11 protein-coding genes are annotated in these 14,012 nt (G+C 65.7%); 9 read left to right on the top strand and 2 right to left on the bottom strand.

All coding sequences use genetic code 11. From position 1 onward, the window contains the following. From V3H18_RS09200 to corA, 5 genes are all read left to right on the top strand, one after another. Positions 1-247, top strand: a 247-nt coding sequence (locus V3H18_RS09200; protein WP_332081730.1) for a hypothetical protein, incomplete at its 5' end; no start/stop codon positions are given. A gap of 149 nt (positions 248-396) precedes the next feature. Continuing rightward, positions 397-1,374, top strand: a complete 978-nt coding sequence (gene gshB, locus V3H18_RS09195) for a glutathione synthase (RefSeq protein ID WP_332081729.1) — start codon at positions 397-399, stop codon at positions 1,372-1,374. Continuing rightward, the gene (locus tag V3H18_RS09190) at positions 1,371-4,181 is read left to right on the top strand and encodes a [protein-PII] uridylyltransferase (RefSeq protein ID WP_332081728.1); all 2,811 of its coding nucleotides are present in this window, start codon (positions 1,371-1,373) and stop codon (positions 4,179-4,181) included. The genes gshB and V3H18_RS09190 overlap by 4 nt, the downstream gene beginning before the upstream one ends. Before the next feature lie 57 nt (positions 4,182-4,238). Continuing rightward, positions 4,239-4,838 (top strand): nucleotide exchange factor GrpE, encoded by a 600-nt coding sequence (gene grpE, locus V3H18_RS09185; protein ID WP_332081727.1) that lies wholly within the window; start codon positions 4,239-4,241, stop codon positions 4,836-4,838. 28 nt (positions 4,839-4,866) lie between these two features. After that, entirely contained in the window at positions 4,867-5,868 is a 1,002-nt protein-coding gene (gene corA, locus V3H18_RS09180; RefSeq protein WP_332081726.1) for a magnesium/cobalt transporter CorA, read from the top strand. Here the strand turns inward: corA and V3H18_RS09175 are convergent. Further along, the gene (locus V3H18_RS09175; RefSeq protein ID WP_332081725.1) at positions 5,863-6,978 is read right to left on the bottom strand and encodes an NAD(P)/FAD-dependent oxidoreductase; all 1,116 of its coding nucleotides are present in this window, start codon (positions 6,976-6,978) and stop codon (positions 5,863-5,865) included. The two genes, corA and V3H18_RS09175, sit on opposite strands and share 6 nt — an antisense overlap. Positions 6,979-7,182: 204 nt before the next feature. Between V3H18_RS09175 and V3H18_RS09170 the strand changes: the two genes are divergently transcribed. The 4 genes from V3H18_RS09170 to V3H18_RS09155 all read left to right on the top strand — a co-directional run bounded on the left by V3H18_RS09170 (position 7,183) and on the right by V3H18_RS09155 (position 11,697). Beyond that, positions 7,183-7,731, top strand: a complete 549-nt coding sequence (locus V3H18_RS09170; protein WP_332081724.1) for a nucleoside 2-deoxyribosyltransferase — start codon at positions 7,183-7,185, stop codon at positions 7,729-7,731. Between the two features lie 139 nt (positions 7,732-7,870). Next, a complete protein-coding gene (locus V3H18_RS09165) occupies positions 7,871-9,376 on the top strand; it encodes a Do family serine endopeptidase (protein ID WP_332081723.1) in 1,506 nt (501 codons plus the stop codon). 238 nt (positions 9,377-9,614) lie between these two features. Continuing rightward, positions 9,615-10,298: a response regulator transcription factor gene (locus V3H18_RS09160; RefSeq protein WP_332081722.1), complete on the top strand. Its 684-nt coding sequence runs from the start codon at positions 9,615-9,617 to the stop codon at positions 10,296-10,298. Then, positions 10,282-11,697 carry a sensor histidine kinase gene (locus tag V3H18_RS09155; protein WP_332081721.1) on the top strand — a complete coding sequence of 472 codons (1,416 nt, stop codon included), beginning with the start codon at positions 10,282-10,284 and terminating at the stop codon, positions 11,695-11,697. The genes V3H18_RS09160 and V3H18_RS09155 overlap by 17 nt, the downstream gene beginning before the upstream one ends. On the opposite strand, the gene V3H18_RS09150 is transcribed toward V3H18_RS09155, so the two are convergent. Beyond that, positions 11,586-14,006, bottom strand: a complete 2,421-nt coding sequence (locus V3H18_RS09150; protein ID WP_332081720.1) for a PAS domain-containing sensor histidine kinase — start codon at positions 14,004-14,006, stop codon at positions 11,586-11,588. The genes V3H18_RS09155 and V3H18_RS09150 overlap by 112 nt on opposite strands. Positions 14,007-14,012 lie beyond the last annotated feature (6 nt).

Below are 14,012 nucleotides of genomic sequence, written 5' to 3'. Positions count from 1 at the left end.
CGAGCGTCTCCGGCCGAGGCGCCCCCGCCCCGTCTCTGACGATCCGGGGGCGGACGACGCGCCGGATTACCCGCCGCCGCGCGTCCGGCGCCTGCCGCTAGGGCTCTTCCTGCCGCCGGCGATCCATGGCGGCGGCCTGTTCCCCCCGCGCTTTCCGGGGTCCTGGGGCGGGCGTTATCCGCAGGGGCCGCGCGGAGGCGCAGGCGGCTACGGCGCGCCGATGCGCGGCGGCTTCAATCGATTTTAGGCGCCCGCCCTCCTATCAGGGAAGAGAATGGGCGCCCCCTGCGGGGCGGGCGCTCGAAAGTTTATCCCCCTGCGCGATTGTCCTGCTATTGGGTTTCGCCGGACCCAAGGCGTCCCCACATTCAGGGCGGTCGGGAGTAGGAGAGCGCGATGCTTGAGGTCGCGGTCCAGATGGACCCATTGGAACGCATTAATTTTGCCGCCGATTCGACTTTCGCGCTGATGCTGGAGGCAAAGCTCAGAGGCCATCGGCTTTGGTTCTACACGCCGGACCGCCTCTCGCTGGAAGGGCGGCGGCTCACGGCGCGCGCGCATCGAATCGACGTCTTCGACGATCCCCACCGCTATTACGCGCTCGGCGAGGAGACCGACCTCGATCTCAATTCGGTCGATGTGGTGCTCTTGCGCCAGGATCCGCCCTTCGACCTCGCCTATATCACCTCGACGCATTTTCTGGAGCGGCTCGCGCCGCATGCGCTCGTCGTCAACGATCCCGCGCATGTGCGCAACGCGCCCGAAAAACTCTTCGTGATGGAATTCTCTGACCTCATGCCGCCGACGCTGATCACCCGCGACCGCGCGGCGATCGAGCGGTTCCGCGCGCTTCATGGGGAAGTCGTGATGAAGCCGCTCTATGGCCACGGCGGCGCGGCGGTGTTCAAGGTCGCGCCGCGCGATCCCAATTTCGGCTCGCTCTTCGACATGTTCGCCACCACCTTTCGCGAGCCCTGGGTGGTGCAGTCCTTCCTGCCGGAGGTGGCGAAGGGCGACAAGCGCATTCTCATCGTCGATGGCGAGGCCATGGGCGCGATCAACCGCATTCCCGCGGCCGACGACATCCGCTCCAATATGGTGCGCGGCGGCTCCGCCGCGACGACCGAGTTGAACGGCCGCGAGAGGGAAATCTGCGCGCGGCTCGGCCCCGAATTGAAGCGGCGCGGCCTGCTTTTCGTCGGCATCGACGTGATCGATGGAAGGCTCACCGAGATCAACGTCACCTCGCCGACGGGGCTGCGCGCCCTAAAACGGGTGGGCGGGCCAGATCTCGCGCCGCCCATTTTCGACGCCATAGAGGCGCGTCTCGCCGCTTTGCGCGCATCGCGCCGCGCGCCGGAACATAGCGCATGAACGAATTGGCTGAGCCGAGCGTCTTCGCCGGACTTGACGCCGGCGCGCAATTTCGCGGATTGCGCGCGGCGCTGGGGCGGCGCGTCGCCACGCTTTGCAAGGAGGCGCGCACGGACGAGGCGCGCCGCACGGCGGCGCTGGAGCTCTTTCGCGAGACGCTGGCGGAGGGCCGCGACATGGCGCGCGCGCGGCTCGAGGCGCGCGGCTCCGGCCACGCATGCGCCAGGCTCCTTTCCGGCCTGCAGGATGAACTGATCGGCGCGATCTACGATTATGTCCTGCGCTATGTTAGCGGCGTCGATGCGGCGCTTGCCGGGAAGCTCACCATCGTCGCCGTCGGCGGCTATGGACGCGACGCGCTCGCGCCGGGCTCCGACATCGATCTCCTCTTTCTCGCGCCCGACAAACAGACGCCTGCGGGCGAGAGCGTCATCGAGGCGATCCTCTATATTCTTTGGGACCTGCGTCAGAAAGTCGGCCATGCGACGCGCTCCGTCGCGGAATGCATGCGGCAGGCGCGCGCCGACATGACCATCCGCACGACGCTGCTCGAGGCGCGCTTCATTCTCGGCGACGCCGAACTCTTCGCGCAATTGCAGGACGCCTTCGACCGCGAGATCGCGCGCCTCGATCCGCGCGAATTCGTCTCGGCGAAGCTCGCCGAACGCGAAACCCGCGTGCGCCGCGCCGGCGCCTCCCGCTATCTCGTCGAGCCGAACGTGAAAGAAGGCAAGGGTGGCCTGCGCGATCTCAATACGCTGTTCTGGATCGCCAAATATGTCTATCGCGTGCGCGAAACGAAGGAGCTTGTCGCGGCGGGCCTTTTCACCTCCGCCGAACTCAGCCTCTTCGAGCGCTGCGAGGAATTTCTGTGGCGCGTGCGCTGCCATCTGCATTTTTTCACGGGCCGCGCCGAGGAGCGGCTCTCCTTCGACGTTCAGAACGCGCTCGCGCGGCGGCTCGGCTATCACGATCGCGGCGGCCTGTCGCCCGTCGAGCGCTTCATGAAACATTACTTCCTCGTCGCCAAGGACGTGGGCGATCTCACCGCCATTGTCTGCGCGGCGCTCGAAGAACGGCAGGCGAAGCCGCGCGCGATTTTCGAGCGTTTCCTGCAGCCCTTCCGCCGCCGGCGCGGCAAGGCGCCGGGAGGCGACTTCGTCATCGATCACGACCGCATCAGCATCGTCGACGCGGACGCTTTCAAGCGCGATCCGGTCAATATCATCCGTCTGTTTTGGATGTCCGACCGCCAGGGCCTGCCGCTGCATCCCGACGCGCTGCGCGCGGTGACGCGCTCGCTGCGCCTTATCGACTCGGATTTGCGCGAGAACAAGGAGGCGAACCGCCTGTTCCTCGAAATTCTGCTCTCGCGCAACATGACCGAAATCACGCTGCGCCGGATGAACGAGACGGGCGTGCTCGGCCGCTTCATCCCGGATTTCGGCCGCGTCGTCGCGATGATGCAGTTCAACATGTATCATCACTATACGGTCGACGAGCATCTCCTGCGCGCCGTCGGCGGATTGTCGGATTTCGAGGCGGGGCGCATGACGGAGCATCGCGATCTCGTCGAAGAGGTTCTGCCCACGATCGTGAACCGCAAGGTGCTCTATCTCGGTCTGTTCCTGCACGACATCGCCAAGGGCCGCCGGGAGGACCATTCCTTCGCCGGCATGGAGGTGGCGCGCGCGCTTTGTCCGCGTTTGGGCTTCACGCCGGGCGAGACGGAAAGCGTCGCCTGGCTCGTCGAGCATCACCTCACCATGTCGAGCTTCGCGCAGAGCCGCGATCTTTCCGACCGCGTGACGATCGAGAATTTCGCCGCCATCGTGCAGACGATGGAGCGGCTGAAAATGCTCTTCGTTCTCACCGTCTGCGACATCAACGCGGTCGGCCCCAACGTGCTCGACGCCTGGAAGTCGCAATTGCTGCGCGCGCTTTATTGGGAGACGGAGGTCGTTCTCGGCGGCGGCCAGTCGTCGGCGGATCGTAAGAGCCGCGTCGCGGCGGCGATCGAAGAATTGCGCGCCGCGCTTCCAGGCTGGAGCGATGAAGCGTTCGAGGCCTACGCCAAGCGCCATTATCCCGCCTATTGGCTGAAGGTGGACGTCGCCCGCAAGCTGCGTCACGCCGAATTGCTGGCGAGCCTCAATGGCGCGGCGACGCCGCTCGCGACCGCGGTCGATCTCGATACGACGCGCGGCGCCGTGGAGCTGACCGTCATCGCGCCCGACAATCCGCGGCTCCTGTCGATCATCGCAGGCGGCTGCGCGGCGAGCGGCGCCAATATCGTCGACGCGCATATTTTCACCACCGTCGACGGTCTCGCGCTCGATACGATCTTCTTCTCGCGCGCCTTCGATTATGACGAGGATGAATTGCGCCGCGGCCGGCGCATCGCCGATTTCATCGTCAAGGCGCTGCGCGGCGAAGTCGCCGTATCCGACGCCGTGAAAGCCCGCGTCCGGGCGGCTCCGCAAAACGCCGCCTTCTCCGTCGCGCCGGAAGTGGTGGTCGATAACAGCCTCTCCAACGTCTATACTGTGATCGAGGTCTCCGGGCTCGACCGGGAGGGGCTTTTGTTCGAACTCACCAACGCCATCTCGAAGCTCAACCTCAATATCGCTTCGGCGCATATCGTCACTTTCGGCGAGCGCGCCGTGGACGCCTTTTACGTCACCGATCTGACGGGGGCGAAAATCGCGTCGCCGCCGCGCCAGGCGGCGATCAAGCGGCAGCTTCTCGACATTTTCCGTCCGCCCGGCGTGCGCGGCGGAAAGGCATTTGCGGTCGCGGCGACTTGATTTTGACTTTTAAGCGCTGATATCGAGGCCTTAACGATTTTGGGGGTAGACGACAGCATGAGCGATCCAAGCAACGCAAAGAAGAACGCGGAGGCGGCCGAAGACAAAGCGCACGCCGATCCGGCGTCCTCCCTGTCGCAGCCGTCGGCCGAGTCCGACATCGCCGAGCCGGAGCCCTTCACCGAGCTTGAGAATCTTTACGCCGAGAACGCCGGGCTGAAGGACAAGCTGCTCCGCTCGCTTGCCGAAGTCGAGAATGTGCGGCGGCGCGCCGAGCGGGAGGTCGCCGATGCGAAGATTTACGGCGTCGCCAATTTCGCCCGCGAAATGCTGGCCTTCGTCGACAATCTCCGCCGCGCGCTGGACAGCGTCCCGGAAGCCGCGCGGGCGGACGCCAACGTCGCGAGCCTCGTCGAAGGCGTCGAGGTGATGGAGCGCGATTTTCTGTCGCGGCTCGCGCGCTTCGGGATAAAGAAAATCGAGGCGCAGGGCGTGCGTTTCGATCCCAATCAGCACGAGGCGCTTTTTGAGGTCCCCGACGAGACGCAGCCCGCCGGCACGGTGGCCCAGGTCGTTGAACAGGGCTACATGATCGGCGAGCGCGTGCTGCGGCCGGCGAAGGTCGGCGTGACGCGGGGCGGACCCAAGCCGGCCTGACGGGCCGGTCTGACGAGCGGAGCGATCGATGGACGAACGCCCCACGACGACGTCGAAAGAAGCGGGAGTCGTCGCGGCGTCCGTCTATTCCGAGGGGCGCAGGGTCGCCGATATCGGGATCGACGAAGCCGGCGAATGGGCGAGGCGCGAGGGGCATATCGTCTGGATCGGCCTGTATGAACCCTCCGTCGCGCTTCTGGAGCGCGTCGGCCGCCAGTTCTCGCTGCATCATCTGGCGATCGAGGACGCCATCAAGGCGCATCAGTTTCCCAAGCTTGAGGAATATGAGGACAGCGCCTTCATCGTCGCGCGCACGGCGCAGTTGGTGGACGGGCGCATCGCCTTCGGCGAGACGCATATTTTCGTCGGCCACGGCTTTGTCGTCAGCGTGCGCCATGGCGCGTCGAGTTCATACGCGCATGTGCGCGAAAGGTGCGAAGCGCGCATCGAGCGCCTCTCCGAGGGAGAAGATTTCATCGTCTACGCCATTCTCGATTTTATCGTCGACAATTACTTCCCCGTGCTCGACAGCATCAACGAGGAAGTGGATGACATCGAGGATCATGTGCTCGCGACGACGATGGGCAAGGGGGAGATCGAGCAGCTCTACACGCTGCGACGCGACTTGCTGCGGCTACGCAACGCCGCGACGCCGCTTGCCGATGTCTGCCGGCGGCTGGAGCGTAGCGACATTGTCGCCATCGATCCCATCATGCGACCGCATTTCCGCGATGTGCGCGACCATTTGCGCCGCGTGCAGGAGCGGATCGACACGATGCGCGAAACGCTCGCCTTCGCTTTCGAGGCGAGCCTGATGACCGCGCAAATGCAGCAGACGGAGATTTCGCGCCGCCTTGCGGCCTGGGCGGCCATCCTCGCCGTGCCGACCGCCATCGCCGGCATTTACGGGATGAATTTCGAACATATGCCCGAGCTGAAGTGGGAATATGGCTATTATGTCGTTCTGGGCGTGACGCTTACGATTTGCGTCGCGCTCTATTGGCGCCTGCGCCGAGCCGGCTGGCTATAGATCAGGCCTCTGTCGCGCCAATCTTTCGACGAGCTTGCCGATCGCGAGCGAAGAGGTCAGGCCCGGCGACTCGATTCCGAAAAGATTGATGAGGCCGGCGACGCCATGTTGCGTTTCGTCCTGGATGACGAAATCCGTCGTCGATCCGCCCGGCCGCTCGATCTTAGGACGAACGCCGCAATAGTCGGGCGCGAGCGCGCCGTCGGGAAGGCCGGGCCAATATTCGCGGATCGCCGAATAGAAATGCGGCGCGCGCCCGGCGTCGACGCGATAGTCGATGCGATCGATCCATTCGACGTCGGGACCGAAACGCGCCCGGCCGGCGAGATCGAGCGTGAGATGCACGCCAAGGCCGCCGGCGGCGGGCATGGGATAGATGAGCCGCGAAAAGGGCGAGCGCGTCGTCAGGGAAAAATAATTGCCTTTGGCGAGATGCAGCGGCGGGATCAGCGCCGGCGGCATCCCCGCGATGTTGCGCGCCAGCGCCTGCGCGCCAAGGGCCGCCGCATTGACGACGGTTCGCGCTACGATTGACATCGGCGCGTGGCCGCCGGTTTCGAGAAGGATGCCTTTTCCCGCGACGCGGCCCGAGACGACAGGCGTATCGAGCGCGATCGTCGCGCCATGCGCCTCCGCGTCGCCGCGCAGCGCCAGCATCAGGGCATGGCTGTCGACAATGCCGGTCGAAGGCGAGAGGAGCGCCTTGACGCAGGATAGAGCCGGCTCGAGGTCGATTGCTTCTTCGCGGCGGAGCCAGGCGAGATCATGCACGCCATTGGCGTCGGCCTGGGCCTTGATCGCCTCGAGTTTCGGTATCTCGCTCTCCGAAGTCGCGACGATCAGCTTTCCGCAGCGCCGATGCGGCACATGAAAGTCTTGGCAAAACGCATAGAGCAGCTCCTTGCCTTCGACGCAGAGCCGCGTCTTGACGAGGCCGGTCGGGTAATAGATTCCCGCATGGATCACCTCGCTATTGCGCGCGCTGATTCCCGTCCCGATCGCATTCTCGGCCTCGATCACAATGACGTCGCGTCCCGCACGCGCGAGTTCGCGCGCGGCCGCGAGGCCGACGACGCCGGCGCCAATGACGATGCAATCGGCCTCGGCCATCGATGCTTCTCTTAGCCTGTTCAGTCGCCACGAATGTCATTCCCGACGCTTCGCGTTAGCGCAGCGATCGGGAGTCCAGAATAACCACAAACGTCCTGGAAGTTGCTCCGGATTCCAGGTCAGGCGTTCCGCCTGCGGGGAATGACGCGGCGAGCGATCGGATCAGTCGACGCCGCTATGATATAAACACTTCGAGGAGGCGCGATGGCGTACGTCTATCTTGCGGGTCCCGATATTTTCCTTCCCCATGCGCAGGAGATCGGGCGGCTGAAAAAGGCGCGCTGCGAACATCATGGCTTCGTCGGCCTGTTTCCCCTCGACGCGGAATTGTCGCTCGAGCGCGGCGATGCCATGTCGACGCGCATTTTCGAGGCGAATATCGCGCTGATGCGCCGAAGCGATGCAGTCATCGCCAATCTGACGCCGTTTCGCGGGCCGAGCGCCGATGTCGGCGCGGTTTTCGAAATCGGTTTCGCCTTCGCGCTGGAAAAGCCGGTTTTCGCCTATACGAATCATGGCGCCTCCTATCGCGAGCGCGCGCTCAATTGCGCCGGCGACGGCATGAGCGTCGAGAATTTCGGCCTGCTGGACAATCTCATGATCGTCGAAGCCATTCGCGCGCAGGGCTGGGACATCGTCGTTCGCGATCCGCCGGCCGAGCGCCGTTTCGAGGATCTCGACGGCTTCGAACATTGTTTGCGCCAGGCGGCGGCCTTTTTCCGGCGGGGCCGGGAGGGCGCGGCGGCGCCCTGAATCCGCCTCCGGCGCGGAGCCTTACGAAAGTTTCATCCGGCCGCCATTGGACGGAAACGCGACAGTCTCCATCTTGGTGTCGTAGCGGCGGCCCGGTCCCCTCCGCCAGGGCGCCGCCAAAGATGGAGATTTCTGGAAAATGCCTATCGCTATCAATCATCGCGAGGAGAACGCCATTCGAGCGCCGCGCCGGGCTTCGCGCCTCGCGCTTTTGGGCGCTGCGGCCGCGGTTGCGCTTGGCGCCGCGATCGGCCCGGCTCCGCTGACGCCGGCCGTCGCAGAAACGTCGCTTTCCGGCTCCGTCGCCGCCGGCCCGGCCTCTTTCGCCGATGTGGTCGACCGGGTGAAGCCGGCCGTTGTCGCGATCAAGGTCAAGGCGGTGGAGGAGGGCCAGAACGAGGGCTTCGGCATGCCCGATATTTCGCCCGACGATCCGATGTATCGCTTCTTCAAGCGCTTCGGCGAGGGCCCGAACGGCCGTCCGCAGAAGCATGAGACGCAATCGCAGGGCTCGGGCTTCATCATCAGCGCCGACGGCTATGTGGTGACGAATAACCATGTCGTCGACCATGCGACCGAGGTCGAGGTCGCGCTCGACAATGGCAAGACGCTGCCCGCCAAGGTCATCGGCACCGACAAGCGCACCGACCTCGCTTTGCTGAAGATCAATGACGGCGATAAGCTCCCTTATGTCGAGTGGAGCGCCGCGTCGCCGCGGGTGGGCGACTGGGTGATCGCCGTCGGCAATCCCTTCGGCCTCGGCGGCAGCGTCACGGCCGGCATCATCTCCGCCCGCGGCCGCGACATCGGCGCCGGCCCCTATGACGACTTCCTGCAGATCGACGCGCCCGTGAACCGGGGCAATTCCGGCGGGCCGGCTTTCGATTCGCGCGGCAATGTCGTCGGCGTCAACACCGCCATCTATTCGCCCTCGGGCGGCTCGGTCGGCATCGGCTTCGCCATCCCGGCGGAAGTCGCCAAGGATGTCGTCGCCGCGCTCAAGGACAAGGGCGCCGTCTCGCGCGGCTGGATCGGCGTGCGGATCCAGAACGTCACACAGGAGATCGCCGACAGCCTCGGGCTCAAGTCCACCAAGGGCGCGCTGATCGCGCAGCCCGAGAAGGGCGCGCCGGCTGACGAAGCGGGCCTGAAGGCCGGCGACGTGATTGTCGCGGTCAATGGCGAGAGGATCGAGGCGCCGCGCGATCTTGCGCGCCGCATCGCGGCTCTCGGGCCGGGCAAAACAGCCGACATCGCCTATCTGCGCGGCGGCGTCGAAAAGACGGTCAAGCTCAAACTCGGCACGCTGCCCGACGAGAAAGAGGCGCGCGCTGACGAGGGCTTCACCGGCCGCGGCGAATTCTCGAGCCTCGGCGTCGAAGTCGCGCCGGCCTCCGAAGTTCGCGGCGCCGGCGGCAAGGAAGGCCTGGTCGTGACCGACATCGACCCCTCGGGCGAGGCGGCGCGCAAGGGATTGCGCCGCGGCGACGTGATCCTCGAAGCGAGCGGCCAGCCCGTCAATTCGCGCGGCGAGCTTGTCTCGGCTTTCGACGCCGCTCGCAAGGATGGGCGCCGTTCGGTGCTGTTGCGGGTGAAATCGACGGATGGCGCGAAATTCGTCGCCGTGCCGGTGAAGACCAGCTAGGCGAAGCGCGCTGCTTCAGTCGAAGCGCGCTTCAAGGACTTCTTGCGTAGAGACCGGACAACTGCACCCGCCCGCAGCGGCCTCCGCAAAGAAGGGCGTCGGACAGAGCCAGCCCCCTCCTGGCTCCCGACCGTGGGCAGGCTGGCGCGCCATGCGCCGGCCTGCCCTTTCTCTCCAAAGTGGCTGGCGCAGCCTGCGCCGCTCTGCCGTTTCGGCGCAATGTCAGCTATATAGAGCCATGCGCATTCTCATCATCGAAGACGATCGCGAAGCGAGCGACTATCTCGTCAAGGCCTTTCGTCAGCAGGGCCATGTGGCCGAGCACGAGCACGACGGCCTCGCCGGCTATGCGCGCGCCGCCGAGGGCGAATATGACGTGCTCCTCGTCGACCGCATGCTGCCAAAGATGGACGGGCTGTCGCTGATTTCGAGTCTGCGCGAGCAGGGGGTCGAGACGCCGGCGCTGATCCTCTCCGCGCTTGGTCAGGTCGACGACCGGGTCAAGGGGCTGCGCGCCGGCGGCGACGACTATCTGCCGAAGCCTTACGCCTTCTCGGAGCTGCTGGCCCGGGTCGAGGCGCTGGCGCGCCGGCGCGTCGGCGCGAAAGGCGAGGAGACGCATTATCGCGTCGGCGACCTCGAGCTCGACCGGCTGTCGCACAAGGTGACGGTCGGCGGCCAGGAGGTCGTCCTGCAGCCGCGCGAATTTCGCCTGCTCGAATATTTGATGAAACATGCCGGTCAGGTCGTGACCCGCACCATGCTGCTCGAAAACGTCTGGGACTATCATTTCGATCCGCAAACCAACGTCATCGACGTGCATATCTCGCGGCTGCGCTCCAAGATCGACAAGGGCCGCGAGAACCAGCTTCTGCACACGGTGCGCGGCGCCGGCTATATGATTCGTGACAGCGCTCGGTAAACTCTTCCGCACGACGGCGTTCAAGCTCTCGATCGCCTATCTCGTGCTGTTCTCGATCGGCGCCGGCATGGTGCTGACGCGAGTCGGCGCGCGCGTGAAAGAAGTGCTCGACGAGCAGATCGAGCAGACGGTCGACGCCGAGATTCGCGCCCTTTCCGAGCAATACGCCCAGGGCGGCCTGCGCCAGCTCGCCAATGCGGTGGAGCGGCGCGTGCGCGCGCCGGGCGGCTCGCTTTATCTGCTGACGAACCATGCCGGGGAGGTCATCGTCGGCAATATCGAACAGCCGAAATTCACCCCCTCCGGCAGTTCGGAGCTTGTCGAAACCACCTATGAGCGCCGTGGCGAGCCGGGCGAGACGCATCCCGCGCTGCTTCGGCTGTTTCTTTTGCCCGGCGGCTTTCGCCTGCTGATCGGCCATGACATCCAGGATCACCAGGTGCTGCGCGACATTCTGCGCCGCGCGCTCGGCGTCTCGCTGTTCTGGCTCGCGCTCGTCGGCGCCTTTGGCGGCCTCTTCATGGCGCATCGCATGCTGGAGCGCGTCGATGTGATGTCGGATTCCGCCCGCCGCATCATGGCGGGCGATATGCACGAGCGTCTCGCCGTCTCGGGCGCCGGCGACGAACTCGATCGACTCGCCGAGAATTTCAACGCCATGCTCGAACGCATCAGCGAGCTGATGGCGGGCTTGCGCGAAGTCTCCGACAATATCGCTCATGACCTCAAGACGCCGCTGACGCGCTTGCGCAACCGCGCCGAGGCGGCCTTGCACGGAAGCTCCAGCGACAGCGAGCATCGCGAAGCGCTCGCCGCGGTGATCGAGGAGTCGGACAGTCTCATTCGCGTCTTCGACGCGCTTTTGATGATCGCGCGCGCCGAGGCCGGCTATTCGAGCGACAATCTGGCGATGTTCGACGCCGACGCGGTGGTGCGCGACATCGTGGAAATGTACGAGCCGGTCGCCGAAGAGCAGGGCGCGCGGCTCGACGTCGAGACGCAAAGCGGGCTTGCGGTCACGGGCAGTCGCGAATTGCTTGGCCAGGCGCTCGTCAACCTCGTCGACAATGCGCTGAAATACGGCGTCGCGGGAGAAAATCCGACGATCGCGGTTTCAGCCAGGCGCCTCGGCGAGAATATCGAGATCGCGGTCGCCGATCGCGGGCCCGGCATTTCGCCTCAGGATCGCGAGCGCGTGGTGGGGCGGTTCGTTCGGCTGGAAAATTCGCGGTCGCGGCCGGGGTCGGGCCTTGGCCTGTCGATGGCGGCGGCGGTGGCCCGCCTGCATCACGGCGCGCTGCGGATCGAGGATAATGCGCCAGGATTGCGCGTCGCGCTGTCGCTGCCGGCGACGCGCGCGATGCCGGGCCCAGCGTCGCGCGCGACGGAGCGCGCGTAAGAGGGCCTCAGCGGCGTGATCGTCGCCGAGGCGCGTAAAGTCGGCGGCGCCGGCAGTCGCATCATGACGATGGTGCCGACGCCGAGCCGCGAGCGGAAACGCAGCGCGCCGCCATGCAATTCGATGAGGGCGCGGGCGATGGCGAGGCCGAGCCCCGAGCCGCGCATGCCGTTCTCCATCAGATCGGCGCATTGCTCGAAGGGCCGCCCGAGCTTGGGGATCGCGCGCGGATCGATGCCGCGGCCGGCGTCCGCCACATAAACGTCGATCGCCGCGCCGTGGCGGCGCGCGCGCAGGCGCACCTTGCCGCCCATGTCGCTGAATTTCACCGCATTGGAGAGGAAGACGCCAAGCGTCTTGACGATCGCCGCTTCGTCGCCGACGCAGCGCAAATCCGCGCCGGCGTCGGCGACGAGCTCCACGTCTTTAAGGTCTGCGCGCTGGCGCCATGAGTCGATCGCTTGACGCATGGCGTCGGCGACGTCGATCTCGCGCTCGGCGAGGCGCACGAGGCCCGCCTCGAGCCGCGACATGTCGAGAATGTCGGAGAGCACCTCGTTCAAATAGCTGCCGCCCTGGCGAATGCCGCTGCAATATTCGAGATATTTGGGCGAGCCGAGCGATCCGAAGGGCTCCGCCTGCATCATCTCCGAAAAGCCGATGATGGCGTTGAGCGGCGTGCGCAATTCATGGCTCATATTGGCGAGGAATTCGGATTTGGCGAGATAGGCCGCTTCGGCCTCGGCCTTCTGCAGGTGATATTGCTCGGCGAGCGTCGCAAGCTGCTGCGCCTGCATCTCCAGCGTCTGGCGCGAGCGCGTCAGATCCGCGACGCTGGCGGTGAGGCGACGCTCCGATTCGCGCAGCTTCTCCTCATTGTGCTTGAGCGCGGTGATGTCTGCGCCGACGGAGACATAGCCGCCGTCCTTGGTGCGCCGCTCGTTGATCTGGAGCCAGCGGCCGTCGACAAGCTGCGCTTCATAGGTGCGCGCGTCGGGCGCGCGTCCGCCCGACGAGGCGATTTCGGTGCGGATCAGCGGCGCTCTCGCGCGACTCATGATCGCGCCATATTGCGCGCCCGCGCAGGCCGCTTCCGGCGGCAGGCCATGCAGGGCGAGGAATTTCGAATTGCAGGTGACGAGCCGGTTCTGCGCGTCCCACAGCACGAAGGCTTCCGAAATCGTGTCGATCGCGTCGCGCAGGCGCAGATTGGCGAGCTCGGTGTGTTCGGCGAGGGCGCGCTGCTCGGAAATGTCGACGGCGATGCCGACGAGATGCTTGCCGGGGTCGCGCGCGTCTTCGACGATGTCGGCGCGCGCGCGCAGCCATATCCACTTTCCTTCGGCGTTCTTGAGGCGGAATACGTGATCGAGCGCGCGCGCCTTTCCGGCCGCGACCATATCGGCGACCGCTTTGAAATCGCCGTCGTCCGGATGCATCAGCGCGCGCAATTCGCCAAAGGAAAGACAGCGCCGCTCGGCGGGCAGGCCGAGCATTTCATACATGGAGTCGGACCAGTAGATGCGTCCGCGCGAAATGTCCCAGTCCCATAGTCCGCAGCGCCCGCGCGAGAGCGCCGTCTCAAGCCGCGCGCGGATCAGCGCATTAACGCGCTCGACCGCCTGCAGCCGGCGCGTCTGACGGAAATAGGCGAAGACGATGGCGAGAAGCGTCAATGTCGTGAAGGCGAAGAGCAGCGTATAGCGCGACGCGATGGCGCGCCATTCGCCCAACACATTGTCGAGTGGATAGATCATCGCCACCTGGCCGAAAGGCGCCGGCAGCTTGCGCAGGGAGACGAGCGCCGGCGCGCCGTCGGGAAGGGTGATGCGCATCACGCCCGCCTTGGCGGCGAAATCGGTCAGCTCCGGCTCGGTCCCGAGGACCTCCGCGAGAGTCGGATTTTTCGCCGCCAGCGGGGGAAAGGCCGCGGCGACGCGACCGCGATGGTCGGTGACGAGAATGCGCCGCCCGCGCGCCAGCGCGCCTTGCGGCACGATCTGATTGAGCGGCTCGCCGAGCGGCGTTTGCGCGTCCGTCTTGATCTTCTCATGCAGGTCATGCGAGACGGCGCGGGCGAAGAGTTCGAGATCGCCGATCGCCTCCTCGACAAGATGGTCCTGCATGGAGGTCGCGAGCGAAACGACGAAGGCGGTCAGGCTGACGAGGCAGACGGCCGATACGGCGAAGGCGAGCGGCCGAAGCCAGGCGAAATCCTTCGGCCCTCTCTCGCCGACCTCGTCGAACCGATACGCTCCCCACACCGTATCGGCGTGAGTCGTCACGCGGGCAGCGGGGGCGCGCGCCATCAAAAG

This window comes from Methylocystis borbori (assembly GCF_036576025.1).
GTDB lineage: Bacteria > Pseudomonadota > Alphaproteobacteria > Rhizobiales > Beijerinckiaceae > Methylocystis > Methylocystis borbori.
This window is presented reverse-complemented; position numbering and strand designations above follow the sequence as displayed.